Source organism: Streptomyces yongxingensis (assembly GCF_055597465.1).
Genome location: NZ_CM145717.1, coordinates 6,104,593 through 6,129,960 on the forward strand (window position 1 = coordinate 6,104,593; position 25,368 = coordinate 6,129,960).

Sequence of the window (25,368 nt, forward strand, 5' to 3'; positions counted from 1 at the left end):
CCGGGGGCGGCCGGTGGCACGGGGCGGGTGCGCGGTGCGGTGGGCGGTGGTCGCTGGGGTGCGCGGTCGGTTGGGTGGTGGGTGCCGGGGGCGGGGCCTCCGGGGCGGCGCCCTGGACCGTATATTTACGGCGCCATTGGCCGGGGGCTTGCGTGGGCCGGAGACTGGCGCCACAAATACACGTAAGCGTCCAGGACACCACCCCTCCGACCCCACCCCCTCCCGTCGCGTCGGCGACCGCGCCCCGGTGGCACGGCTTCCGGTCCGGCCCCGGGGCCCGCGCGGTGACTAACGGTCCGGCTCCTCCACCTCGAAGAGCTCATCCAACAACTCGTCTGCCTGGGAGACGGTGAACGCACGGTCGAGCCAGTGCCTCAGGGTGTCGCGGTAGCCGCATTCGCTGATACGGCGGCGTGTCTCGGACCGGACGGCGATCCCCCGATGTTCGAGGATGCGCAGGACTCCCTCGGCAAGCCCTGCCGCCTCCCCGTGGGCCTGGCCCTTGAGGAAGGTCTGCTCGATGAGGGTTCCCCGGCCGGGGAAGTAGCTACCTACTACGGCCATGGTGTCGTCAGCCGTCCTCGGTGAAGAGTTCGTTGGCGGTGGAGACGGTCATGGCACGGTCGAGCCAGTGGTCCAGTGTCTTGATGTCGGTGCAGTCGGTGATGCGCTCGCGGATCTCCGCCGAGGTGCGGATCCCCCTGTTTTCCAGGGTGCGCAGCACGGCGCGCGCACCCCCCACAGCCTCACCCACGGCCTTGCCCTTGAGGAAGGTCTCTTCGACAAGGGTGCCGCGACCAGGGAAGTAGCTACCTACCACGCTCATCAGTTTCCTCCAGACGTCTCGTGCTGGGGTATTCCCCAGGCCGATCTCCAGTAGCTCCGAGTAGTACGGGCGGGACTCCGGGTCGGCCTTGGCGAGGGCCTGAGCCAGTGTTTTCAGTATGGCCGGAGCATTTGGGTCGCGCCCATGTGTCAAGGCCGAGAAGGCAGCCAAGGTCAGATCCTGGGACGCCTCCTCGGGGTCGAGGATCACCGGGACGTTCCCGGGGCCCAGGACCAGTGGGTGTACGGACAGTGCTGTCCACCCCTCCACGCCGATCCGAAAGGGCCCCGCCGCCCAGTCGGCGGTTTTCTTGTCCTGGCAGACTACGAGTAGCAGCACCGGAAGCTCGTGCTTCGCTGCCATGTACGAGAGGTAGTACGCCCAGCTGACCGCCTTGTCCGGGTCGCGGCGCCCTTGTGCCTCGATGGCCAGGAGGAAGCCGCCGCCGTCAGGCGGAACCACGCGCAGCACGCTGTCCACGCGCCGCTCCAGCGGGCGGATCTCCGTGGCGTCGGGGGTGAGCACCTCGACGGCTGCTTCCTTTGGCAGCGGGACGTCCAATATGCGGAATACCGGCGCGAGTAACTCCGGTCGTTCTTGAAAGATGCGATGTGCGGCCTCGTGCCGCGAACTGACCATGTGTGTGAACGTAGGGTCGTCGGAGCATGTGCCCGGGGCAAATGACCGGTGATCACCCGATTGGGGGAATGGGTCAGGCGGCGATCTCGTAGGCGTTCTGCTGCGGGGTGAGTTCGAACCAGAGCAGCTTGCCGCTGATGCCGAAGAGGTCGTCGGCGAGGGGGTAGCCGCCCCAGTTGTCGGCGCAGAGTCGGACGATGAGCAGGCCCCGGCCGGACGTGGCGTCCATGTTGGCGGCGGCTTCGGTGAGGGCGGTGAAGCGGTCGAGGGGGCTGGGCGGGGCGTCGAAGGGTGCGGGGATGGTGGGGTTGGTGTCCCAGATGCTGACGCGGAGGCGGCTTTCGCAGAGGTGGCGGATGCGGAGTTGGGCGGGGCCGTCGGAGTGGCGGACGGCGTTGGTGACCAGCTCGCAGGTCAGGAGTTCCGCCGTGTCGGTCAGCTCGGCCATGCCGTGGGAGGAGAGGACCGCCCGGAGGGTGACCCGTGAGATCCGTGCGGCTCGCGGGTCGTTGGGCAGGCGGAGGGAGTACGTCCAGGGGTCGGAGGACGGCGGTACGTTGGCCATGGAGTCTCCCTCGGTCGGGCGAAGTTGGGTGGCTTGCGCCACACCGTATGGCAGTCGGTGGTAGACCTGCTACGAAATCAGCAGCAAGGCTGCTAATTGAACTCGTGTGGGTGATAGGGGAGAACCGATGCCGCCAAACAACACGCCTACGGTGAGGCAGCGCCGACTGGGCGCGGAACTGCGGAAGCTTCGGGAACGCGCAGGCTTGTCCTCGACCGCTGCCGCCGCGCAGCACGGCATCAACCAGGCTCGCCTGAGCAGTATCGAGGCCGGGCGGTACCCGGTGAGTGCGGACCGGGTGCGCGCGTTCGCCCGTAACTACACCTGCCCTGATGATGCCCTCGTCGATGCCTTGGCCGATATGACAGGTGGACGCACACGAGGCTGGTGGGATGAGTACCGGGAGCATCTGCCTGCTGCCCTCATCGACGTGGCGGAGCTTGAACATCACGCCGTCGAGCTGCGGGTGGCCCTGGCGATCCACATCCCGGCCCTGTTGCAGACGACGGACCACGCGCGCGCGTTGTTCCAGGAGGTTGTGCCGCCGCTACGGCAATACGAGGTAGAGCACCGGTTGTCCCTCCGCATCAGGCGGCAGGAGATCCTGCACCGGGACGAACCCGTGCGCTATACGGCGATCATCCATGAGGCTGCGCTGCGCATGCAGTTCGGTGGAGCGGCTACGGCTCGCGCTCAGTTGACCCATCTCGGCGAGATGAGCGAGGAAGCCAACGTCACGGTTCTGGTGGTCCCCTTCGGGCGGGGCACGTTCCCCGGTAATGGCCAACCGATCGACTATGTCCACGGTCCTGTTCCGCAACTGGACACTGTGCAGCTCGACGTCCATCACGGCTGTGAGTTCCTCGACTCGGAGGCGCAGCTGGTCAAGTATCGGACCGTGCTCGAACGTATGGAGGGCGGCGCCCTCGATCCGGCCGAGTCAAGAGACTTCATCCACCGCATCGCGCGGAGTATCTGAAGGGTTTCGAAGTGCCCATACCTGACTGGCGGAAGTCTTCCTACAGCGGAGACTCTTCGAACTGCATCAACGTCGCCGCTGACTGGCGGAAGTCCACCCACAGCGGGGACGCGGGCAACTGCGTGAACGTCGCCGCGAGCGACCGCGCCGTCCTGCTCAGGGAGAGCGACGACCCCGACGTCATCCTGACCACCACCCCCGCCGCCCTGCGCGCCTTCATACGTGGGGCCAAGGCCGGTGACTTCGACCGCGTCCAGGAAAGTTAGGCGCGACGGTCCGTCGGGAGAGGGAGGGAGAACAGACGGCCCGTCGCGTTCGCGACCCTAGGGCTCGGCGCTGAGCGGGCACTTACCGCTTGCTGAGGCCGGAAAATCGGGAGGCGGGCCGGTCGCCGGCCGGGGTACCGTTCCCCGCATGGACTCGTTTCTTCAGATCTACGGCTGACACGCCGCACACTCCGGCGCACCGGTGACCACGCCCGTGCGCCGGGCCGTCGTGTCCATTTCGCCGTAGACCTGAAACGAGTGATCTCTCATGTCACGTCCGTCCCGTCGCCGTGCCCATATCGCGATGGTCGGCATCCCCGCCATCAGCCACACCCTCCCCAGCCTCGAGATCATCCGTGAACTCGTGGCGCGCGGGCACCGGGTGACGTACGCCAACGATCCCCGTATGGCGGACGTCATCAAGTCGACCGGGGCCCGGCTTGTGCCGTACCGCTCCACCCTGCCGGTCGCCGACAACGACTGGCCGGAGGACCCGATCGGCGCGATGACCGTGTTCCTGGACGACGCCATCCACGTCCTGCCCCAACTGCGCGCCGTGTACGACCGCGACCCGGCCGATCTGTATCTGTACGACATCGGCGCGTACCCCGCCCGGGTGCTCGCCGAGACGCAGGGGCGCCCGCTGGTCCAGCTGTCGCCGACGATCGTGGGCTGGGAGGGCTACCACGACGAGGTCGGGGCGCAGATCATGAGCCTTCCCGGTGCGGACGCGTATCAGGAGAAGTTCGCGACCTGGCTCGCGGAGTCCGGCGCCACCACCACGGATCCGAACGCCTTCTCCGGCCTGCCGCCGCGCTGCGTGGCGCTCATTCCCCGCGCGATGCAGCCGAACGCCGAGCGGGTGAACACCGAGGTCGTGACGTTCGTCGGACCGTGCCTCGGGGACCGTGCCGACCAGGGCGGCTGGGAGCGCCCCGCCGGTGCGGAGAATGTGCTGCTGGTCTCGCTGGGCTCGGCGTACACCCGACAGGCCGCCTTCTACCGCGAGTGCGTCGCGGCCTTCGGGGATCTGCCCGGATGGCATGTGGTGCTCCAGATCGGCAAGTACGTCGATCCGGGTGAGCTGGGGGAGATCCCGGGCAACATCGAGGTGCACTCCTGGGTGCCGCAGCTCGCGATCCTGGAGCGGGCCGACGCGTTCCTCACCCACGCGGGGATGGGCGGCAGCAGTGAGGGCCTGTACTGCGGGCTGCCCATGATCGCGGTACCGCAGGGCGCCGAGCAGCCGATGAACGCCGACCGGCTCGTGGAGCTGGGGGTGGCCCGCCGTATCGCCACGGCGGACGCCACGGCGGGGGCGCTGCGGGCGGCGCTCACCGAACTCACCACGGATCCGGAGGTGGCGCGGCGTTCGGCGCGGCTGAAGGCCGAGACGCGGGCCGAGGGTGGCGCCGTGCGGGCCGCCGATCTGATCGAGGCTGCGCTGCGGTGACACGACGATGGCCCGGCCGCTTGGGCGGCCGGGCCATCGGCGGGAATCGGGCGGTTACTTCACGATCGTGATGCGGTCCGCCTTAGGCGGGTCCAGGGGCGAGGACTGCGACGAGTGCGCGCCCAGGTAGGCCGTGAACGCGTCCAGGTCGGAGGCGCCGACGAGCTTGTTCTTGCCGTCCTTGAAGACGGGGAAGCCGTCGCCGCCGCCCGCGATGAACTCGTTCAGCGCGACGCGGTAGGTCTTGGCGGGGTCGATCGGCTCACCGTTCAGCTTCACCGAGTCCGTGACGATCCGGTCCTTGCCGGACTTGGTCAGATCCAGCGTGTAGGTGAGGCCCTTGGAGACCTGAAGGATCTTCGGGGAAGCCTCGTTGGCGCCGCTGACCTGCTGCTGGAGCGCGGTGATCAGCTGGGAGCCGGTCAGGTCGATCACGTTCATCATGTTGGTGAACGGCTGGACCGTGAACGCCTCGCCGTACGTCACCACCCCGTCCCCCTCGCTGCCCGATGCCCTGTAGGCGAGGTCGGAGCGGATGCCGCCGGGGTTCATGAAGGCGATCTGGGCGCCGCCCTTGTCGGACGGGGAGAGCGCTTCGAGCTGGCCGTCGGCGATGGTGTCGCCCAGGGGCGTCTCGTAGGCGGTGGAGCCGCGGCCGTTGACGTCGGCGGAGATGTAGCCGACCGGCTTGTTGGCGATCGGGGCGGCCAGCTTGTTCCAGCGCCCGATGAGCGAGGTCATGTCGGGGGCCTTGGGCTGCTCGCGGTCCACGACGTGGTTCGCCGCGTGGGCGCCCTTCACGCTCGTCCGCACGATGTCGCCGGTGCGGCGGTCGTAGGTGAGCGTGGTGTCGGTGTAGAGACGGCCGAAGGAGGCCGCGGAGGTCACCGTGCGCGGGGTGCCGGACGGGTCCGGGACGGTGCAGGTGTACGCCTGGTGGGTGTGGCCGGTGACCAGGGCGTCGACCTTGGGCGTGATGTTCTTGGCGATGTCGACGACGGGGCCGGAGATGCCCTTGCCCGCACCGCCGTTGTCGCAGTCGTAGTTGTACGAGGGGGAGGCGGGCAGCCCGCCCTCATGGATGAGCGCGACGATCGACTTCACGCCCTTACGGTTGAGCTCCTTGGCGTACTTGTTGATCGTCTCGACCTCGTCGTGGAACTTCAGGCCCTTGACGCCCTCGGCGGTGACGATGTCCGGGGTGCCCTCGAGGGTGACCCCGATGAAGCCGATCTTCACGCCCTTGTGCTGCCACACGGTGTAGGGCTTGAGGATGGGCTTGCCGGTCTTCTCGTCGGTGACGTTCGCGGCGAGGTAGGGGAAGTCGGCGCCCTCGAAGGTCTTGCCCTTCTCGTAGCAGCCCTCCTTGGGGTGGCAGCCGCCGTTCTGGATCCGGCTCAGCTCGGCACGGCCCTCGTCGAACTCGTGGTTGCCGACCGCGGTGACGTCGAGGTCGAGCTTGTTGAGCGCCTCGATGGTCGGCTCGTCGTGGAAGAGGCCGGACATCAGCGGGCTGGCGCCGATCATGTCGCCGCCGGCGGCGGTGACGGAGTACTCGTGGCCCTTACGGGCGTTACGGAGGGAGGTGGCGAGGTATTCGGCGCCGCCCGCCGGAATGGTCTTGGTGGTGCCGTCAGCCTGGGTCTCGGTGACGGTGCCCGAGGAGCCCTGTGGGGGCTCCAGGTTTCCGTGCAGATCGTTGAAGGACAGCAGCTGCACGTCGACGGTGCGCCCGGGCCGGTGCTTGTCCGAGGCGGTGGCGCCGGTGTCCGCACCCGCCGGGCTCACGGCGGTCAGCACTCCGGCCGCGGCGGCCAGCACCGCGACTCCCGTGGCCAACCGGCGTCCCGCCCCGCGCCGTTGAGGTCTCGCTGGCATGTCGTCCCCTTGTGTGCCCCGTGATGGATGGTGGAGCGCAGCTTACGGTCAACGCGCGTAGCGGGGCAGAGGGGTGAGGTGAAGAGCTGATGGCCGATGGTCAACGGTGTGGGACGACTTCGCTCGTTCGGCGGAAAAGTCCTGATGAGGGGTTTGGGTGGTGGTTCGTTATGTGAGCGTGCGGATCATGCAGAACGAACTCACGAAGCAGACGCCCATCCCCGCACAGGGTCCGAGCTCCCGCCGGGCTTCTTCGAACTGGTCGATGATCTCAAGGCGATTGTGCGCGGGGCGCATGTCCGGGCGCAGCTCAAGGTCAACACCGAGATGATCGCGATGTACTGGGAGATCGGGCGGACGATCCTGGAGCGCCGGGAGCGGGAGGGGTGGGGAACGAAGATCGTCAACCGGGTGGCGGTGGAGCTGCGCGCGGCCTTCCCGAACCAGCGGGGCTTCGGCACGCGAAGCCTTCAGTACATGTTGAAGATGGCTCGGCTCTGGCCGGAGCCAATTGTGCAACAGCCTGCTGCACAATTGCCCTGGGGGCACATCCAGCTGCTGATGGACAAGTGCAATGACCGCGCTGAGCTGGACTTCTACTCCCAAGTGGCCGTCTACCGAGGCATGTCGCGCAGCGAGCTCGAATCCGTGATCCTCGCCAAGGCCCACCTCACCCACAGCGCGGCGCTGTCCAACTTCACCTTTACCGTCCCCGATGAGTCGGACGCGGCCCAGGAGATCACCAAGGATCCATACCGCCTCGACTTCACCCGGCTCACCGGCGAGCCCGCCGAACGCGACCTGGAAGACGCGCTGGTCACCCATCTCGTCCGATTCCTGACCGAACTCGGGGTGGGCTTCGCCTTCGTCGGGCGTCAGTACCCCATCAAGGTCGGTGACGAGGAGTTCCGGATCGATCTGCTCTTCTACCACTGCAAGCTGCACCGTTACGTCGTCATCGAGCTGAAGACCGACAAGGCCCGCCCCTCCCACCTCGGCCAGCTCGGTTTCTACGTCACCGTCGTCGACGACCTGGTCCGGGACAAGGAGCGCGACGATCCGACCCTGGGGATCCTCATCGCGAAGAGCCGCGACAAGGGGACGATCGAGTACGCCCTGCGGAGCAACAACGCACCGCTCGCCGTGAGCACCTATGCCGCGCTGCCGCCCCATGTGCGGGAGCTGATGCCCAGTGCCGAGGATCTCTCGCGTATCGCCGACGACATCCTCGACGGGGATGGGGCAGCCGGGTGACTCGCCGGTAACAAATTGGCCAGCAGCTTGCTGGCCAATTGGGCCGCCGTAGGCTCGGCCTCATGAATGACGTGGTGAACGAGACATCCGGGGCCCGGCGGCTCGATGTGCTGGAGGAGCTGACGTCGGCCGAGGTGGAGGGTGTGCTGCGGCTGATCGCGGAGTCCGCGCGGGCCGATGGGCAGCAGGCGGTGTCCGAGCAGGGGCGGCTGCAGCTGCGGGGGCGGCGGGAGGGGGTGCGGCATCTGGTGTTGCGGGAGCCGAGCGGGGAGCTGGTGGGGTACGCCCAGCTGGAGGACACCGACCCGGTGGAGGCACCGGCCGCCGAGCTGGTCGTGCATCCGGGGCACCGTGGGCAGGGGCACGGCCGGGCGCTGGGGGTGACGCTGCTCAGGGAGTCGGGGAAGCGGCTGCGGATCTGGGCGCACGGGGGGCATGCCTCGGCGCGCCATCTCGCGCAGGTGCTGGGGCTGACGCTGTTCCGGGAGCTGCGGCAGATGCGGCGGCCCCTGGGGTCGCTCGCGGAGCTGGGTCTTCCGGAGCCCACCTTCCCGGAGGGCGTGACCGTACGGACCTTCCGGCCGGGTGCCGACGACGCCGCGTGGCTGGCGGCGAACGCGGCGGCCTTCGCCCACCACCCCGAGCAGGGCTCGCTCACCCAGCGTGACCTGGACGACCGCAAGGGTGAGCCGTGGTTCGACCCGGAGGGGTTCTTCCTGGCCGAGCGGGGCGGGGAGATCGTCGGGTTCCACTGGACGAAGGTGCATGCCGAGGAGCGGCTGGGGGAGGTCTACGTCGTGGGGGTGCGGCCGGACGCGCAGGGTGGCGGCCTCGGCAAGGCGCTGACCTCGATCGGGCTGCGGCATCTGGCGGCCCGGGGACTGCCGACCGCGATGCTCTATGTGGACGCCGACAACTTCGCCGCGGTCGCGGTCTACGAGCGGCTCGGCTTCGTCACCCATGAGACGGATCTGATGTATCGGACGGAGACCTGAGCGAGAGCTGAGCGGGACCTGAGTCCAGGGGGGCGTGACGAGGGCGGGACCCCTGGGGGATGGGTCCCGATTTCCTACGCGCCATGTGTCCGTTACCGGCGATTCAACCTTGGTTGCGAGCATCACTGAATGCAGCCCGCTGTGCCGAATTCGTCGAACCGGAGGCTCCGTGCCGTTTCCGCACCCGCTTCCGCCACGTCGTCTTCACCTCCGGCGCGGAACAATGAGTTCATGAGCCACACAAGCGGTCAGGCATCGGTTTCCCCCCAGCCCCAGCCCCGCCCCCAGCCTTCGGTCGGGTCCATCGCGGCCCACCGGCCGCATGCTGTCGCCGCACCGGTGCGGTCGCTCGACCCCGACCTCGACGCCGACCTGGACTCGTACGAGGAGGTCACCGGGCCCGGCACGGAGGACGGGGAGCTGCCACAGGGGCGGTTCCTGGACCGGGAGCGCAGCTGGCTCGCGTTCAACGAGCGGGTGCTGGAGCTGGCCGAGGACCCGTCCACCCCGCTGCTGGAGCGGGCCAACTTCCTGGCGATCTTCGCCAGCAATCTGGACGAGTTCTTCATGGTGCGGGTCGCCGGCCTCAAGCGGCGCATCGCCACCGGGGTCGCCACCCGCTCGGCCTCCGGGCTGCAGCCGCGCGAGGTGCTGGAGCTGATCTGGAACCGGTCCCGTGAGCTCATGGCCCGGCACGCCGCCTGCTACCAGCAGGACGTCGCCCCGGCGCTCGCGGAGGAGGGCATCCACCTGGTCCGCTGGCCGGATCTCACCGAGAAGGAGCAGTCCCGCCTCTTCACCCTCTTCCGGCAGCAGATCTTCCCCGTGCTGACCCCGCTCGCCGTGGACCCGGCACACCCCTTCCCGTACATCTCGGGGCTGTCGCTCAATCTCGCGGTCGTGGTGCGCAACCCCGTCAGCGGGCATGACCACTTCGCACGTGTGAAGGTCCCGCCGTCGCTCTCCCGGTTCCTGGAGGCGTCGCCGCAGCGGTACGTGCCGCTGGAGGACGTGATCGCGGCGCATCTGGAGGCGCTCTTCCCGGGGATGGAGGTGCTCGCGCACCACATGTTCCGGGTGACCCGCAACGAGGACCTCGAGGTCGAGGAGGACGACGCGGAGAACCTCCTCCAGGCCCTGGAGAAGGAGCTGCTGCGCCGCCGCTTCGGGCCCCCGGTGCGGCTGGAGGTCGAGGAGTCCATCGACCCGTATGTGCTGGACCTGCTGGTGCGCGAGCTGAAGGTCTCGGACGCCGAGGTCTATCCGCTGCCCGGACCGCTCGACCTCACCGGTCTGTTCGGCATAGCCGCGCTGGACCGGCCGGAGCTGAAGTACCCCAAGTTCGTGGCGGGCACCCACCGGGACCTCGCCGAGGTGGAGTCCGCCTCCCCGCCGGACATCTTCGCGGCGCTGCGCGAGCGGGACGTCCTCCTCCACCACCCGTACGACTCCTTCTCCACCTCCGTGCAGGCGTTCCTGGAGCAGGCGGCCGCCGATCCGGACGTCCTGGCGATCAAGCAGACGCTGTACCGCACCTCCGGCAAGTCGCCGATCGTCGACGCGCTCATAGACGCCGCCGAGTCCGGCAAGCAGGTGCTGGTGCTGGTCGAGATCAAGGCCCGCTTCGACGAGCACGCCAACATCAAGTGGGCGCGCAAGCTGGAGGAGGCCGGCTGCCACGTGGTCTACGGCCTGCTGGGCCTGAAGACCCACTGCAAGCTGTCGCTGGTGGTCCGCCAGGAGGGCGACACCCTCACCCGCTACTCGCACGTGGGCACCGGCAACTACCACCCCAAGACCGCCCGGCTGTACGAGGACCTGGGGCTGCTGACGGCGAGCTCCCAGGTCGGCGCGGACCTCTCCGACCTCTTCAACCGGCTGAGCGGCTACTCCCGGCGGGAGAACTACCGGCGGCTGCTGGTCGCCCCCAAGTCGCTGCGCGGCGGGCTGATCACCCGGATCAACAAGGAGATCACCCACCATCGGGCGGGCCGCCCGGCCTACGTCAAGATCAAGGTCAACTCGATGGTCGACGAGGTCGTCGTCGACGCCCTCTACCGGGCCTCGCAGGCCGGGGTGCCGGTGGATGTGTGGGTGCGTGGCATCTGCGCGCTGCGGCCGGGCGTCCCCGGGCTCTCGGAGAACATCCGGGTCCGCTCGGTCCTCGGACGCTTCCTGGAGCATTCGCGCGTGTTCGCGTTCGGGAACGGCGGCGAGCCGGAGGTGTGGATCGGCAGCGCCGACATGATGCACCGCAACCTCGACCGCCGGATCGAGGCGCTGGTGCGGGTCACCGACCCCGGCCACCGCGCCGCCCTCAACCGCCTGCTGGAGACCGGGATGTCCGACTCCACCTCCTCCTGGCACCTGGGCCCGGACGGCGAGTGGACCCGGCACGCCACGGACGCGGACGGCCAGCCGCTGCGGAACGTTCAGGAGATGCTCATCGACGCCCGGAGGCGACGGCGTGGTTCAACGACATGACCTGCCGCCGGCCGGGATGACGGGCGCCGCGGACCCGGCCGCCGCCCCGTCCTGGCCGGGGGCCGACGGCGTGACGGACCGGGCGGCGGAGACCGCGGCGGCACCTTCCGGGGCTTCTGCACCCTCTGCTGCTTCGGGGGCTTCGGGGGCTTCCGGGGCGGCCTCCGCGGCTTCGGGAGCGCCTGAGTGGGAGTCGGTGACGGCCGGGGAAGTGCTGTCGGCGTATCTGCACGCCCAGGCCGGAGACTTCCTGCGCAGCCTGCGGCTGCACCGCGAGAGCGGCTCCGACGTCCAGGAGGCGGCCGAGGCCGCCCGGCTGCTGCGCCGCGCCGCGCGGCGGATCAGCGGCGCGCTCTACGTCTACCGCCCGATCACCGACACGGCCTGGTCCGATGAGCTGCGGACCGAGCTGGCCTGGCTGTCCGGCACGCTGGCGCGGGAGCACGCCTACGCGGAGCGGCTGGACCGGCTGCGCGGCGCCCTGCACCGGCTCTCGGGCGCGGGCGGCCCCTCGGACCGGTCACCGCAGGGCGAGGGAACGGCCGTCGAGGCCGCGAGCCCGGGTGAGCGGTCCTCCGACCCACAGCCTGTGAACGCGGCGCATGCCACGAGCGCCGCGCGCACCGCGCGCACCGCGCGCACGGCGGGCGGCGGGGTCACGGTCGCGGTCGACGGCGCGGGCGGCCCCTCCGGCACCGCGGGCCCGATTCCCCGCTCCACCCGTGCCTCCCGCCGCAGCGTCTCCCTGGCCGCCGGTGCGCCGGGAGGCGGGGCCGCGGACCCTGTCGGGGGGCAGGGTGCGCGGCCCGGTCCGGCCGACGCGGGCGGCGGCGCCGAGGGCGCGGCCGGAACGACCAGGGACCGGGACAGAGACCGGGAGAGGGACGAGGGCCGGGCGGCCGGGCGGCGCCGCGGTGAGCGCGGTGACAAGAGCGGCCGGGGCGCCAAGGGCGAGAAGGCCGAGCGGTCCGGCCAGCCGGGCGCGGCCCATCAGCGGGCCGGTGCCGAGGAGGAGGCCCGCGGCGGGGCGCTGACCGTGGGCGCGGCCCGCGCCGGAGCGCTGCTGGAGCGCCAGCTCACCCTGGCCCGGACCCGGGCCCACACCGCCGCCCTGGAGGCGCTCGGCTCCTCCCGCTTCCACGCGGTCGCCGACACCGTCGCCCTGCTCGCCTCCGACGCCCCGCTCGACGAGGCCAACGCCGCCCGCCCCGCCGGGCAGGTGCTGCCGCCGCTCGCCGAGCTGGCGAACCGGCGGCTGGCCGAGGCGGTGGAGGCGCTGCCGCTGGTCCGCGCCGGGCATCCGTACAACGCGGAGGCGCTGGTCCACGGCCTGGCGGCGACCCCGGCGGCGGACGCCCCGCCCGCCAGCGAGCGCCAGGACGCCCCCTGGCACCAGGTGCGCCATCTGCTGCGGCTGCGGCGGTACGCCCTGGAGGTGCTCGACCAGGCGTGGCAGCAGCCGGACGGGGCGAGTGGGCCCGGCGGCTCCGGTCCCGGTGGCTCCGGTCCGGGCGGCTCCGGACCCGTGGACGCCGAGCCGCCGCTGTCGGTGCGGCTGCTGGCCGCCGGGCAGGCGCTGGAGCGCCACCGCGACGCGGCGGAGGCGGCCGCCGCCGCGGCGGCCGCCGCCCGTACGCCCCGGATCGCCCCGGCGACGGCGTACGCGCTGGGGGTGCTCCACGCCGATCAGCGGCATGAGGTCGAGGCGGCCCGCTTCGCGTTCGGCCGGATCTGGCGACGCGTGTCCGCCGCCAGATCCTCCTGACGCCGGACCGGAAGGGCAGAAGGACCGAAGGGCAGAAGGGCGACACGCGGAGGACAGCGGAAAACCGGGGAGGGAGAGACGGCGGATGAACCGGCGGAATTCCCGTGATGACGGGCTGGTCGGAACGGACACCGGGACGGTCCTGGCGGCGGGCTGTGTGCTGTGGCGACGGTCCCCGCGCGCCGGCGGGCTCGAGGTCGCCCTCGTCCACCGCCCCCGCTACGACGACTGGTCCCATCCCAAGGGCAAGCTGAAGCACGGCGAGGAAGCGCTGCACGGCGCGGTGCGCGAGGTCGTCGAGGAGACCGGTATGGGCTGCGCCCCGGGGGCGGTGCTGCCCACCCTCCACTACATGGCCAAGGGCCGCCCCAAACAGGTCCGCTACTGGGCGGCGGAGGCGGTCGACCACGACGAGACCTTCGTGCCCAACCGCGAGGTCGACCGCCTCGTCTGGCTGCCGCCGGACGCGGCCCGCCTCCGCCTCACCTACGACCACGACCGCACGCTCATCGACGCGCTGTTGCACGCCCTGCGGCCGTCCTGAACCGATCCCGGTGTCCGGTCAGCGGCGTCGCAGGCTCTTGTCCTCGAGCGCCGGCGGCACGTAGTAGTTGTCCGCCCGGTTGAGGTCGGTGCCCGGCGGGACGATCTCGTCGATCCGGTCCAGGACGTCCTCGCTCAGCTCCACCTCGGACCCGGCGAGCAGATCCTCCAGGTGCTCCATGGTGCGCGGACCGATGATCACCGAGGTGATGGCCGGGTGTGCCCGTACGAAGGCGATGGCCATGTGCGGCAGCGAGAGCCCGGCGTCGGACGCCAGCCCGGCCAGCGCGGCGACCGCCTCCAGCTTGCGCGCGTTGTCGGGCAGCGACGGGTCGAACTTGTGCTTCTCCACGGCCGCCCGGCCGCCCGACAGATCGATGTCGGACGCCTTGGTGTAGCGGCCCGTGAGCCAGCCCGCCGAGAGCGGACCCCAGCTCAGCACGCCCATCCCGTACTTCCGCGCGGTCGGCAGCACCGCCGCCTCGACGCCGCGTGCCAGGATCGAGTACGGCGGCTGCTCGCTGCGGAACCGTACGTGCCCGCGCCGGTCGGAGACCCACTGGGCCTCCACGATCTGCTCGGCCGGGAAGGTGGAGGAGCCGACGGCGCGCACCTTGCCCGCCCTGACCAGGTCGGACAGGACCGACAGCGTCTCGTCGACGTCCGTCGTCGGGTCCGGCCGGTGGATCTGGTAGAGGTCGATGTAATCCGTGCCCAGGCGGCGCAGGCTGTTCTCCACCTCCTGGGTGATCCAGCGCCGTGAGTTGCCGCCGTGGTTGGGGTCGTCGCCCATCGCGAAATGGGCCTTGGTCGCCAGGACGATGTCGTCGCGACGGCCCTTGAGGGCCTTGCCGACGATCTCCTCGGACTCGCCCCCCGAGTAGATGTCGGCGGTGTCGACGAAATTGATGCCCGCGTCCAGGGCGCGGTGGATGATCCGTACCGAGTCCTCGTGATCGGGGTTGCCCAGGGCGCCGAACATCATCGCGCCCAGGGCGTACTCGCTCACCGAGATGCCGGTACCGCCCAGGATCCTGCGCTTCATGGCAGCTGCCTTCCTTTGCCTTCCGTGGCCTTTGCCTTCCGTGGCGTCCTGCGCCTTCAGCCTCGGCGCCGGGCGGGAACCTCACCAGGCCCGGCTCAACCTGGGTCTGCCAGAACCACCTGTCCGGCCCGGAATCCGGCGGCGCGCGGATAATGAACGAATGGGCCATTCCGAACCGGAGATCAAGGGGTTCCTCAAGTCGCGCCGCGCCGCGCTCGACCCGGCCGAGCTGGGGCTGCCGGACGGGGTCGTCCGGCGCCGGGTGCGCGGTCTGCGCCGTGAGGAGGTCGCCCAGCGGGCCGGGATCAGCGTCGACTACTACACCCGTATCGAGCAGGGCCGGGCCCCGGCCGTCTCGGACTCGGTGGTCGGCGGACTGGCGCGGGCGCTGCGCCTGACCCCGTCCGAGCACACCTATCTGCGCAACATCACGCTGCCCCGGCGGCGCGCCGAGGAGCCCGACCCCGATCCGCGGCCGCGGGTGCGGCCGGAGATCCAGCAGTTGCTGAACGCGATGGACGGCACCGTCCCGGCCTATGTCTACGGACCGGCGATGGACATCCTGGCCTGGAACACCCTCGGCACCCGGCTCGGCATCGACTACGCCGCGATCCCCGAGGAGCGGCGCAACGGCCCGCTGCTGGTCTTCCTCGACCCCCGGCTGAAGGAGATCCATCCGAACTGGGCCGAGGTCGCCGATGACACGGTGGCCGGGCTGCGCGCGGAGACCGGCCGCCACCCCGGCAGTTCACGGGTGTGCCGGGTGACCCATGAGCTGCTGGAGCGGAGCGAGGAGTTCCGGCGGCGGTGGGAGGCGCAGGCGGTGCAGGAGCGGACGCGGGGCGTCAAGCGGTTCCGCCATCCGGAGGCGGGGGAGCTGGTGCTGCGGTTCGAGGCGTTCGTACTGCCCGCGGACCCGGGGCAGATGCTGTGCACGTACACGGCCGACGCGGGGTCGGCGACGGCGGAGGCGCTGAAGGTGCTGGCGGGCGCGGCGGCGGTGGCCTGAGCCCGGGGCGCGGTGCGGTGCCCTGAACGGCGGGACCGCGTTTTGCCGCGTCCCACCTCCTTGACGCGACTGGAAACTTTCCTTACTTTCATTCCCTCCCACAGTGGCGCCAGTGGCGCCAGAGGGCAATGGAGGTCCGGATGTCCGGCACCGAGGGCGGATTCGTCCGCCGTATCGGCCTGTTCCAGTCGACCGCCATCAACATGAGCCAGATGTGCGGCATCGGGCCGTTCGTCACCATCCCCCTCATGGTCGCCGCCTTCGGCGGACCACAGGCCGTCATCGGCTTCGTCGCGGGCGCGGTGCTCGCGCTCGCCGACGGGCTGATCTGGGCCGAGCTGGGCGCCTCGCTGCCCGGGGCCGGGGGCAGCTATGTGTATCTGCGTCAGGCGTTCCAGTACCGCAGCGGCAAGCTGATGCCGTTCCTGTTCGTCTGGACGGCGATGCTGTTCATCCCGCTGATCATGTCCACGGGTGTGGTCGGTCTGGTGCAGTATCTGGGCTATCTGTGGCCGGATATGACGCAGACCCAGGGCGATCTGGTCGGCCTCGGCGTCATCGTCCTGGTCATCGGGCTGCTGTGGCGGGGCGTCGAGCACATCGCCCGGATCACGGCCGTCATGTGGTGCGTGATGATCGCCTCCGTGGTCCTGGTCATCGTGGCGGCCTTCAGCCACTTCGACGCGGGGCTGGCGTTCACCTATCCGGACCACGCCTTCGAACTGACCAGCGGTCACTTCTGGACCGGTTTCGCCGCGGGCCTGACCATCGGCATCTACGACTACCTCGGCTACAACACCGCCGCGTACATGGGCGCCGAGATCAAGGACCCCGGCCGCACCCTGCCGCGGGCGATCGTCACCTCGATCGCCGGGATCATGGGGATCTACCTGCTGCTCCAGATCGGCACCCTCGGGGTCGTCGACTGGCACGAGATGACCGACCCCGACTCGGTGGCCGCCCAGTCCGTCGCCTCGGCGGTGCTGGAGGAGACCTGGGGGAAGGGCGCGGCCGACGTCGTCACCGTGCTCATCCTCATCACGGCCTTCGCGTCCGTGTTCGCCGGGCTGCTGGGCGGCTCCCGGGTGCCGTACGACGCCGCCCGCGACCGGGTTTTCTTCCGCCCGTACGGCACGCTCCACCCGCGCCATCGCTTCCCCGTGCTGGGCCTGGCCACGATGGGTGTCGTGACGGCGATCGGCTTCCTCATCGGCCGCCACACCGATCTGGCCACGCTCATCCAACTGCTGACCACGGTCATGGTGATCGTGCAGGCCCTGGCGCAGGTCGTCGCCGTCACGGTGCTGCGCCGCCGCCAGCCCGGCCTGCGGCGGCCGTACCGGATGTGGCTCTATCCGCTGCCGAGCGTGGTGGCGCTGGTGGGCTGGCTGGTGATCTACGGCTACGCGGACAAGAACTCCCCCGGGCGGCACCCCATCGAGTGGTCGCTCGCCTGGGTCGCGGCGGGGTGCGTGGCGTTCGTGCTGTGGGCGCGGACGGAGAAGGTGTGGCCGTTCGGCCCGAAGGAGATCAGCGAGGAGTACGCGGCGGGGGCCGATCCCGACACGGAAGGCGGCGCCCGGGTCGTGGCGGACGCTGCCACGGGAGACCGCCCGGACGGCGCCGTCAGCCCCGGGGGGCCACCGCCTCCCACCGCACCGTGACCTCGCCCTGACGCCAGCGACGCGGGCCGTCGGTGAGCGGCCAGCCCTCCGCGCGCAGTGTCTGGGCGCTGCGTATCCAGCGCTGACGCGCGCTGAGCGGCGCGTACGGGGCGGCGGCCGCCCAGGCGCGGTCGAAGTCGCGCAGGAAGGTGTGCACCGGCTCGCCCGGCACATTGCGGTGGATCAGCGCCTTGGGGAGCCGTTCGGCCAGGTCGGAGGGGCGTTCCAGGGAGCCGAGGCGGGCCGCGAAGGTCACGGTGCGCGGGCCCGCCGCGTCGAGCGCGACCCACACGTGCCGCCGCCCGATCTCGTCGCAGGTGCCCTCCACCAGCAGCCCGCCGGGCGCCAGCCGGGCGCACAGCCGCCGCCACACGGCGGCGACCTCGCCCTCCTCGTACTGCCGCAGCACATTGGCCGCCCGGATGAGCGCCGGGCGGGCCCCGCCGGGCAGCGGCACCTCGAAGCCGCCGTGCGCGAAGGTGAGCCCCTCGCGCTCGTACGGCCGCGCGGCCAGCACGCGCCCGGGGTCGATCTCGACCCCCACCACGCGGGCCCCGGCCCGTACGGTCCGCAGCCGGTCCAGCAGCTCGACGGCGGTCCACGGGGCCGCCCCGTAGCCCAGGTCCACCGCCACCGGCGCCTCCGCGGCCCGGCGCAGCGCGGGTCCGTGCGCCGCCGCGATCCACCGGTCCATCCGTCGCAGCCGGTTGGGGTTGGTGGTCCCGCGGGTCGCCGAACCGATCGGACGGGACGGCGGGGGAACGCGGGCGGGCATGGCGCTGAGCCTATGCCGGGGCGGAGGGGGAGCCTGTTCCGGGGCGGGCGGGGAACCCATGCCGGGGCGGACGGGGAGCCTACCGGGGCGGGCGGGGAGTGGCCGTCGGATATCAGTACGTCACGCTTTGGCAAAGCGGAAATGGGAACCACACGTTCCGGTGTTGACACCCTGGAGGGAGCCCGCCCCGGCAAGGAGGTAACGCTCGGTGAGCCAGCACGCGTCCCGGCTCGGCGGCCTGCGAGGCCGGTCCCACATACCGTTCGGCGCCCCGCCCCACCAGCGGCTTCGCCGCATTCCACGGCGGCCGCGGCGGATCGCGATGCTCAGCGTCCACACGTCGCCGCTGCACCAGCCCGGCACCGGCGACGCCGGGGGGATGAACGTCTACATCGTGGAGCTGGCCAAGCGCCTGGCCGCCATCGACATCGAGGTGGAGATCTTCACCCGGGCCACCACCGCCGCGCTGCCCCCGGCCGTCGAGCTCGCCCCTGGGGTGCTCGTCCGGCATGTGGACGCCGGGCCCTACGAGGGGCTGGCCAAGGAGGACCTCCCGGCGCAGCTGTGCGCGTTCACCCACGGCGTCACGCAGGCGTGGGCCGGGCACCGGCCGGGCCATTACGACCTCGTCCACTCCCACTACTGGCTCTCCGGCCACGTCGGCTGGCTGGCCGCCGAGCGCTGGGGGGTGCCGCTGGTGCACGCCATGCACACCATGGCCAAGGTCAAGAACGCCGCGCTGGCGGCGGGCGACACCCCCGAGCCCGCGGCCCGCGTCATCGGCGAGCAGCAGATCGTCCGCGCCGCCGACCGGCTGATCGCCAACACCGCCGAGGAGGCGGAGGAGCTGGTGCGCCACTACGAGGCGGCGCGCGAGCTGGTGGCGGTCGTCCACCCCGGGGTGAACCTCGACCGCTTCCGGCCCACCGACGGCCGGGCCGCCGCCCGCGCCCGGCTGGGGCTCCCGGCCGACGCGCTGATCCCCCTCTTCGCCGGGCGCATACAGCCGCTGAAGGCCCCCGACATCCTGCTGCACGCCGTCGCCCACCTCCTGGAGGAGGACCCCTCGCTGCGCGAGCGCATGGTCGTGCCCGTGGTGGGCGGCCCCAGCGGCAGCGGCCTGGCCAAGCCCGAGGGGCTGCACAAGCTGGCGGCGCGGCTGGGGATCTGCGATGTGGTCCGGTTCCGGCCGCCCTGTGCGCAGGACGAGCTCGCGGACTGGTACCGGGCGGCGTCCGTGCTGGTCATGCCGTCGTACAGCGAGTCGTTCGGGCTGGTGGCCATCGAGGCGCAGGCGTGCGGCACCCCGGTCGTGGCGGCCTCGGTGGGCGGTCTGCCGGTGGCCGTACGGGACGGGGTCAGCGGCACGCTGATCGACGGCCACGACCCCGCCGACTACGCCCGCGCCCTGCGCCCCTTCGTACAGGACCCGGGGCGGTCGGACCGGATGGGCGCGGCGGCGGCCCGGCACGCCCAGTCCTTCGGGTGGGACACGGCCGCCGCCGCCACGGCGGAGGTGTACGCGGAGGCGATGCGCGAGCGGCGTCGCCTACGATCGGCCCATGGCTGACCCCAAGGCTGACTCCATGGCCGGGCCCGAGGCCGACCGCGAGGCCGGGCCCCAGGCCGACCGTAAGGCCGACACCGCCCCCGAGGCCGACCGTAAGGCCGACACCGCCCCCGAGGCCCACCCGCGGGCCGTCATCGAGCGGACGCTGAACGAGGCCGAACTGGAGTGGGAGAGCCCGGAGGACGGCACCTACGTCGTCACGCTCCCGGGCACCCGCAAGCTGTCGACCACCTGCTCGCTGCGGGTCGGCCGGCACTCCCTCTCGGTCAACGCCTTCGTCGTCCGCCACCCGGACGAGAACCACGCGGCGGTCCACCGCTGGCTGCTGGAGCGCAACACCCGGCTGTACGGGGTGAGTTACGCCATCGACCAGCTCGGCGACATCTATCTGGTGGGCAAGCTGCCGCTCGCGGCCGTCACCCCGGAGGAGGTGGACCGGCTGCTCGGCACGGTGCTGGAGAACGCCGACGGCAGCTTCAACACGCTGCTGGAGATGGGGTTCGCCACGGCCATTCGCAAGGAGTACGCGTGGCGAACCTCGCGGGGCGAATCGACGCGGAATCTTGAGGCGTTCAGCAATCTGACTCGGGATGCGGCGAAGTGAACGACCGGGTCCCGGCCCCGCCTTCGTCCCACGCCTGCCTTTCTGCTTGACCTCCGCCCATATCTGCTTGACCTTCACCCATCCTGACGCGACCCCTTCCGCGCGCCCCTGCCCCATGGCATTCTCACGCCGTCTCTCACCTGAACTGCGTTCACATCCATGGAAGGCGGGGCTGGCTCATGGGCACGGAGATCGGCAGAAGGCAGTTGCTCGGCGGTGCGATGGGCCTGGCGGCGGGCGCCACGCTCCTGGGGGCGGGCGCCCCGCTCCTGACCGCCACGGACGCGGCGGCCGCCGCACCGCGTACGCCGGGCGGGGCCCGTACGTCCGGCGGGACGGGCACGTCCGGCGGGGCCCGCACGTCCGCCCTCTGGCGTGAGTTCCGCGCCCGGCCGTACGACCACCCCCAGATCCCGTACGTCGGCCGCGCCGGATACCTCGGTGGCCGCACGGGCTTCCCCCGCCTGCCCGTCGTCGCGGACGTCCGCGCCTTCGGCGCCCGGCCCGACGGCTCCGCGGACGCCGCCCCCGCGATCAACCGCGCCATCGCGGCGGCCGGGCGCCGCGGCGGCGGCACGGTGCTGGTGCCGCCCGGGACGTACCGCGTGGACGACGTCATCCGCCTCGGCTACGACAACGTCGTGCTGCGCGGTGCGGGCAGCGGCCGCACCACCCTCCACGCGACCCGCAACCTCACCGAGCTGATCGGCCCGTACGGCAGCCGCTACGGCGGCAACAAGTCGTCCTGGTCCTGGGCCGGCGGGCTCATCTGGATCTGCCCGGACGCCCGCCGGCGCTCCCTCACCGACGCGATCCGGGCCCCAGGCATGGCCGTTCGAGGGCTGGACCGGCAACCGGCGCGACGAGTGGCACACCCTTACCGATGTCGCCGCCCCCGCCCGCCGCGGCGACTGGACGGTGACCGTCGAGGACCCGTCCGCCCTGCGCCGCGGCGACCGCGTGCTGCTCCAACTCGCCGACGACGACGCGCACTCGCTGCTGGCCCATATGGCCGGTGATGTCGAGGGCGCCGCCGACTACGTCTGGACCGACAAGACCAAGCTCACCTCGTACGTCCCCTATGAGTGGCCGTGCCGCGTCGTCGCCGTCGACCGGCGGCGCCGCCGGGTGACCCTCGACCGTCCGCTGCCGCTCGACGCCCGGCCCGACTGGAAGCCCCGGTTCACCACGCTGGTGCGCCCGGTCACCGGCTCCGGGGTCGAGGGCATCACCCTCGACGTCGTCGAGACGCCGCAGGCGCAGCACCTGCTGGACAAGGGGTACAACGGCGTCGCGCTGCAGTGCGCGTGGGACTGCTGGGTGGACGACGTGACCGTCAACAACGTCGACAACGGCTTCCTGCTCGTCGCCGCCAAGGCGTGCACCCTGCGCCGCACCCGGGTGACGGGCCGCGGCAGCCACCATCCTTACTGTTGCCGCGAGGGCTCGCACGACAACCTCGTCGAGGACTTCGTCCTGGCCCAGCGCACCGTCCCGGCCCCGGCGGGGACACAGCTGCACGGGATCAATGTGGAGGGGCTGTCCAGCTACAACGTCTGGTCGCGCGGCCGGATGGAGATGGGCACCTTCGACACCCACCGCGGGATGCCCTTCGCCAACGTCCGTACGGAGATCACCGTGGACAACACGGGGTCGCACGGCGGCGACGCGAGCGCCGGTCCGCTCTACGGTGCGCGGTTCGCCCACTGGAACGTCACGGTCACCAATCAGCGGGCCGGGTGCGTCAGGATCGACGACATCGCGCCGTACAGCGCGACGGTCGGGATCAGCGAGGTCCGGCAGTTCGGCCAGATCGACGTCCCGGACTTCCCCGGTCCGCTCCACTCCCGTATCGAGTCCTACGGCCACCCGGAGGCGGTCCACCCCCGCAACCTGTACGAGGCACAGCGCGCCCTGCGCTGACACCACCCGCTGGCACCTCCCGCTCACACCTCCCGGAAAACACGGTGAGAAACGCGGTGAAGAAATACGGTCCATGAGGGCTCTTCATGGTGAACCGGCTCCGGCCGGGAACCATGAAGAGGAGACACAACGGTGCTCATGGACAATCCGTGGCTCACGGTGGCAACGGTCGTGACAGTGGGGGTGCTACGGCTGATGGGGGACGTCATCCGCTGGCTCGCGGCGCGCTCGGGCGAACGGCTCCGGGCGCGCACGCTGGCCGAGTTGGTGAACAGAACGGAGCCGGGCACGGTCCTCACCGACCGCCGCCCCGACGGCGCGGCGCTGACCATACGGCGGCGGCCGGAGGGCCGGGACGAGCCGGAGGGTCGGGGCGAGCGGGCCGAGCGGGACGGGGGCGACCGAGGTGAGTGACACCGTCGAGGAGACCACCCGCGGCGGGCGGCCCGAGGAGGAGTTCGACGCCTTCTACGCCCGCACCTACCCCTGGCTGGCCGCCCGCGCGGTGATGCTCAGCGACAACCGGCAGAACGCCGAGGACGCCGTGCAGGAGGCGTACATCGAGGCGATGCGCCGCTGGCCCGAGGTCAGGGCGTGCGCCTCGCCCGAGGCGTGGGTGACCACCACCATGCGGCGCAAGCTCTCGCGGGACGGGCGGCGCTGGTGGTTCCGCTGGAAGCCGGTCGAGCTGACCGTCCCGGCCGCCACGACCGCGAGCGTGGAGGAGACCGCCGAGGCACTGGCCGCCCTGCGCGCCCTCGGCACGCTGCCGCCGCGCCAGCGCCAGGTGGTCGTCATGCACTCGCTCGAGGGCATGAGCTACCAGGCGATCTCCGCCGAACTGGGCATCTCCGTCGGCAGCGTCGGCAGCAACCTCCACAAGGCCCGCGCCCGGCTGAGCCTGCTGCTCGACGTCTCCCCGGAGCTGGGCCGCGCGACCGAGCGCCTCCTGACCCGCGCCCCGAAGGACCCGCTGAGCGTGGCCCTGTACGGGGCCGCGGAGTGGCTGTCGGCCGGGTTCAGGGACGAGGGCCGGGCGGTGCGGGGCGGGACCGGGGCCGGCGGCGACGGCATCCGGGGGCGTCGATGATCGCCACCGCCCGCGCGCTCCTCGCCCTCGCCCTGCTCGCCGTCTTCTACGCGCTGGTCGCAGCCATGGTGCTGCTCTGGGCGGCCTTCCTCGTGGCCGCCTTATGGACCGCGGGAACGCCGGAGGCCACGACGCCGCCCACCACTGTCGTCACCGCCTGCGCGGCGTTCGCCCCAATCGTCTTCGGCATGGTGTGGGCGGTGATCCGCACCGCCCGCCCCGCCGCCCCGCGCGAGGACGCGGTGACGGTGACCCGGCGCGGGGCGCCGGAGTTATGGCGCACGGTCGAGGAGCTGGCCCGCGACGTCGGCACCCGGCCGCCCGGCCACATCAAGGTGACCGCCGAGGTCAACGCCTCCGTCACCGAGGACGCGCCACTCCTCGGCCTCGCCCCCGGCCGACGCGTCCTCTACCTGGGGCTGCCCCTGCTGGCCGGTCTGTCGCCCGCCGAACTGCGCGCCGTCCTCGCGCATGAGCTGGGCCACTTCTCCGGCCGCCACAGCCGCTTCGGCGCGGTCGCCCACCGGGGCGCGGCGGGGCTGGTCGCCGCCCGGCAGGCGATCCAGGACGCCTCGGCCGCGAACGACCTGGTGCGGCTGTACGCGGGTGTGCCGCTGCTGCTGCTCGGCCTCTACACCCATGTCTTCCGCTGGCTCACCCGCCCGGTCCGGCGGCGGCAGGAGCTGGAGGCCGATCGCGAGGCGGCGCGGGTGGCCGGTCCGGGCGCCGTCGCCGACGCGCTGTGCTCCACGGTGGCGCTGGGGGCGGCGTGGCAGGAGTTCCTCGCGGACTTCCTCGCCCCGATGCGCCGGGCGACGGGCCGGATCCCCGACGATCCGTTCCGCGCCTTCGCCCATATGGTCGAGGCGCCCGAACTACGGGAGCCGATGGCCGCGTTGCGCGCCCGCGCCGTGGAGCGGCCCGCGGACCCCGACGACGCGCATCCGGCCCTGGCCGTCCGGCTGGAACGGCTGTCGCGCCTGCCCGCGCGGCAGCCCGGAGTTGAGCCCCTCCCCTCCCTGGAACCTCTCCCCGCGCAGCTCTCCGTACAGCCGCGGTACGCGGTCGCGCTGGGCCGCGTCCTGCTGTCCGGCCCGGACGCGGGCACGAGAGTGCCCTGGCGGGACTGGCTCACCGAGCTGGCGGAGCACCGCGCGACACGGATCCTGACCCCGCTGGCGGAGGCGGTGCGCGGGGTGGAGGAGACGGAGGGGATGGGCCGACGACAGAAGTCGGAACCGGAGCCGGAAACGGAACCGGAGCCGGACACGCTGACAATCCACCGAGTGCTGCGGTTGCTGGACGGCGGCCGCCGGATGCCGCTGGCCCGCGCGCTCATCGCCCGGCTGCCCGAGGGCGAGCGAACGCCCCGTGGCGATCAGACCGAACAGGACCCGCTCGCCCCCCTGGCCGAGGCCCTGGCCGTACTGATCGGGGCGCGGCTTGTCGCGCGGGGGACCGCGTACTGGGCCATGAACTGGACCGGCCCCAGCATCCTCGTACCGCCCGACGGCATCGCCCCCGAGACGATCCGCACCTGGGCCGACACCGCCGTACGGCTCCCCGGCCAGCCCCAGCGGCTGGGGCTGCACCTGGCCGCCCTGGGGGTGGACGAGCGCGCGCCGCTGTCCACCACCGGCAGGGCCGGGGGTGCGGCGGACGAGCCGACACCGGTCGAGAAGGCGCGACGGATCAGCATCGCGCCCGGTGCCACCGGCCCCGCACGCCGACGCATCACCGCCGTACGCGCGCTGGCGCTCACCGTGCTGGTGGGGATGACGGGGCTGACGCTCGTCCTATGGGCGAACCGGGACGAGCCGAGCTACCCCGGGACACCGGTGACCCGCTGGAACGACCGCTACCAGCCGGGCGGCGGCACGGGTACGGACCCCGCTCCGTACCCGACCTACCAGCGGCCCACCTTCCCGGCGTGGCCGACGCCCCCGACGTACCGCCTGCCCCCGCGCTCAGTGCCGAGCATCCACATCGAGCCGGTCATCCCGAGATCCACCCCCTGATCCCCACCGGAGGCAGCCCCCGC

21 protein-coding genes and 1 pseudogene are annotated in these 25,368 nt (G+C 71.6%); 16 read left to right on the top strand and 6 right to left on the bottom strand.

The genetic code is table 11. From position 1 onward, the window contains the following. Nucleotides 1-288 precede the first annotated feature (288 nt). The 3 genes from ACZ6TD_RS26390 to ACZ6TD_RS26400 all read right to left on the bottom strand — a co-directional run bounded on the left by ACZ6TD_RS26390 (nucleotide 289) and on the right by ACZ6TD_RS26400 (nucleotide 2,030). Entirely contained in the window at nucleotides 289-564 is a 276-nt protein-coding gene (locus ACZ6TD_RS26390) for a hypothetical protein (RefSeq protein WP_471342119.1), read from the bottom strand. Between the two features lie 7 nt (nucleotides 565-571). After that, on the bottom strand, nucleotides 572-1,465 hold the full coding sequence (locus ACZ6TD_RS26395) for a hypothetical protein (protein WP_471342120.1): 894 nt from the start codon (nucleotides 1,463-1,465) through the stop codon (nucleotides 572-574). Between the two features lie 73 nt (nucleotides 1,466-1,538). Then, nucleotides 1,539-2,030: an ATP-binding protein gene (locus tag ACZ6TD_RS26400; RefSeq protein ID WP_471342122.1), complete on the bottom strand. Its 492-nt coding sequence runs from the start codon at nucleotides 2,028-2,030 to the stop codon at nucleotides 1,539-1,541. Between the two features lie 127 nt (nucleotides 2,031-2,157). Here ACZ6TD_RS26400 and ACZ6TD_RS26405 point away from each other — a divergent pair, with 127 nt between their 5' ends. The 3 genes from ACZ6TD_RS26405 to ACZ6TD_RS26415 all read left to right on the top strand — a co-directional run bounded on the left by ACZ6TD_RS26405 (nucleotide 2,158) and on the right by ACZ6TD_RS26415 (nucleotide 4,728). Continuing rightward, on the top strand, nucleotides 2,158-3,009 hold the full coding sequence (locus ACZ6TD_RS26405; protein WP_471342123.1) for a helix-turn-helix domain-containing protein: 852 nt from the start codon (nucleotides 2,158-2,160) through the stop codon (nucleotides 3,007-3,009). A gap of 11 nt (nucleotides 3,010-3,020) precedes the next feature. Then, nucleotides 3,021-3,275, top strand: coding sequence for a DUF397 domain-containing protein (locus ACZ6TD_RS26410; RefSeq protein WP_471342124.1), 255 nt, complete (start codon nucleotides 3,021-3,023; stop codon nucleotides 3,273-3,275). A 268-nt stretch (nucleotides 3,276-3,543) separates the two neighbouring features. Further along, nucleotides 3,544-4,728: a macrolide family glycosyltransferase gene (locus ACZ6TD_RS26415; RefSeq protein ID WP_471342125.1), complete on the top strand. Its 1,185-nt coding sequence runs from the start codon at nucleotides 3,544-3,546 to the stop codon at nucleotides 4,726-4,728. Between the two features lie 54 nt (nucleotides 4,729-4,782). Here ACZ6TD_RS26415 and ACZ6TD_RS26420 read toward each other — a convergent pair whose 3' ends face one another. After that, complete coding sequence (locus tag ACZ6TD_RS26420; protein ID WP_471342127.1) at nucleotides 4,783-6,606, bottom strand: bifunctional metallophosphatase/5'-nucleotidase; 1,824 nt, start codon at nucleotides 6,604-6,606, stop codon at nucleotides 4,783-4,785. Nucleotides 6,607-6,702: 96 nt separating this feature from the next. Here ACZ6TD_RS26420 and ACZ6TD_RS26425 point away from each other — a divergent pair, with 96 nt between their 5' ends. The 5 genes from ACZ6TD_RS26425 to ACZ6TD_RS26445 all read left to right on the top strand — a co-directional run bounded on the left by ACZ6TD_RS26425 (nucleotide 6,703) and on the right by ACZ6TD_RS26445 (nucleotide 13,648). After that, on the top strand, nucleotides 6,703-7,860 hold the full coding sequence (locus ACZ6TD_RS26425) for a PDDEXK nuclease domain-containing protein (protein ID WP_471342129.1): 1,158 nt from the start codon (nucleotides 6,703-6,705) through the stop codon (nucleotides 7,858-7,860). A 62-nt stretch (nucleotides 7,861-7,922) separates the two neighbouring features. Beyond that, the gene (mshD, locus tag ACZ6TD_RS26430) at nucleotides 7,923-8,855 is read left to right on the top strand and encodes a mycothiol synthase (RefSeq protein WP_471342131.1); all 933 of its coding nucleotides are present in this window, start codon (nucleotides 7,923-7,925) and stop codon (nucleotides 8,853-8,855) included. Nucleotides 8,856-9,086: 231 nt separating this feature from the next. Further along, on the top strand, nucleotides 9,087-11,339 hold the full coding sequence (locus ACZ6TD_RS26435) for an RNA degradosome polyphosphate kinase (RefSeq protein WP_471342134.1): 2,253 nt from the start codon (nucleotides 9,087-9,089) through the stop codon (nucleotides 11,337-11,339). Nucleotides 11,340-11,535: 196 nt separating this feature from the next. Further along, a complete protein-coding gene (locus ACZ6TD_RS26440; RefSeq protein ID WP_471342136.1) occupies nucleotides 11,536-13,104 on the top strand; it encodes a CHAD domain-containing protein in 1,569 nt (522 codons plus the stop codon). Between the two features lie 85 nt (nucleotides 13,105-13,189). Then, on the top strand, nucleotides 13,190-13,648 hold the full coding sequence (locus tag ACZ6TD_RS26445) for an NUDIX hydrolase (RefSeq protein ID WP_471342137.1): 459 nt from the start codon (nucleotides 13,190-13,192) through the stop codon (nucleotides 13,646-13,648). Between the two features lie 18 nt (nucleotides 13,649-13,666). Here the strand turns inward: ACZ6TD_RS26445 and ACZ6TD_RS26450 are convergent, their stop codons facing one another. Continuing rightward, nucleotides 13,667-14,692: an aldo/keto reductase gene (locus tag ACZ6TD_RS26450; protein WP_471342139.1), complete on the bottom strand. Its 1,026-nt coding sequence runs from the start codon at nucleotides 14,690-14,692 to the stop codon at nucleotides 13,667-13,669. A 160-nt stretch (nucleotides 14,693-14,852) separates the two neighbouring features. Here ACZ6TD_RS26450 and ACZ6TD_RS26455 point away from each other — a divergent pair, with 160 nt between their 5' ends. Then, the gene (locus ACZ6TD_RS26455) at nucleotides 14,853-15,701 is read left to right on the top strand and encodes a helix-turn-helix transcriptional regulator (RefSeq protein WP_471342141.1); all 849 of its coding nucleotides are present in this window, start codon (nucleotides 14,853-14,855) and stop codon (nucleotides 15,699-15,701) included. A gap of 140 nt (nucleotides 15,702-15,841) precedes the next feature. Next, nucleotides 15,842-17,365 carry an APC family permease gene (locus ACZ6TD_RS26460; RefSeq protein WP_471342143.1) on the top strand — a complete coding sequence of 508 codons (1,524 nt, stop codon included), beginning with the start codon at nucleotides 15,842-15,844 and terminating at the stop codon, nucleotides 17,363-17,365. Here ACZ6TD_RS26460 and ACZ6TD_RS26465 read toward each other — a convergent pair. Beyond that, nucleotides 17,328-18,140: a methyltransferase domain-containing protein gene (locus ACZ6TD_RS26465; RefSeq protein ID WP_470003400.1), complete on the bottom strand. Its 813-nt coding sequence runs from the start codon at nucleotides 18,138-18,140 to the stop codon at nucleotides 17,328-17,330. The two genes, ACZ6TD_RS26460 and ACZ6TD_RS26465, sit on opposite strands and share 38 nt — an antisense overlap. Nucleotides 18,141-18,348: 208 nt before the next feature. On the opposite strand from ACZ6TD_RS26465, the gene mshA reads away from it, so the two are divergent. The 6 genes and pseudogenes from mshA to ACZ6TD_RS26495 all read left to right on the top strand — a co-directional run bounded on the left by mshA (nucleotide 18,349) and on the right by ACZ6TD_RS26495 (nucleotide 25,345). Further along, nucleotides 18,349-19,710: a D-inositol-3-phosphate glycosyltransferase gene (gene mshA / locus ACZ6TD_RS26470; RefSeq protein ID WP_471342144.1), complete on the top strand. Its 1,362-nt coding sequence runs from the start codon at nucleotides 18,349-18,351 to the stop codon at nucleotides 19,708-19,710. After that, nucleotides 19,703-20,314 carry a type III secretion system chaperone family protein gene (locus tag ACZ6TD_RS26475; RefSeq protein ID WP_471342146.1) on the top strand — a complete coding sequence of 204 codons (612 nt, stop codon included), beginning with the start codon at nucleotides 19,703-19,705 and terminating at the stop codon, nucleotides 20,312-20,314. Before mshA ends, ACZ6TD_RS26475 begins: the two co-directional genes overlap by 8 nt. Before the next feature lie 179 nt (nucleotides 20,315-20,493). Next, a pseudogene (locus ACZ6TD_RS26480) lies at nucleotides 20,494-22,237 on the top strand (glycoside hydrolase family 55 protein). 138 nt (nucleotides 22,238-22,375) lie between these two features. After that, the gene (locus ACZ6TD_RS26485; RefSeq protein ID WP_471342147.1) at nucleotides 22,376-22,651 is read left to right on the top strand and encodes a hypothetical protein; all 276 of its coding nucleotides are present in this window, start codon (nucleotides 22,376-22,378) and stop codon (nucleotides 22,649-22,651) included. Then, nucleotides 22,644-23,327: an RNA polymerase sigma factor gene (locus ACZ6TD_RS26490; protein ID WP_471342148.1), complete on the top strand. Its 684-nt coding sequence runs from the start codon at nucleotides 22,644-22,646 to the stop codon at nucleotides 23,325-23,327. The genes ACZ6TD_RS26485 and ACZ6TD_RS26490 overlap by 8 nt, the downstream gene beginning before the upstream one ends. Next, nucleotides 23,324-25,345, top strand: a complete 2,022-nt coding sequence (locus ACZ6TD_RS26495; protein WP_471342150.1) for a M48 family metalloprotease — start codon at nucleotides 23,324-23,326, stop codon at nucleotides 25,343-25,345. Before ACZ6TD_RS26490 ends, ACZ6TD_RS26495 begins: the two co-directional genes overlap by 4 nt. Nucleotides 25,346-25,368: the final 23 nt, after the last annotated feature.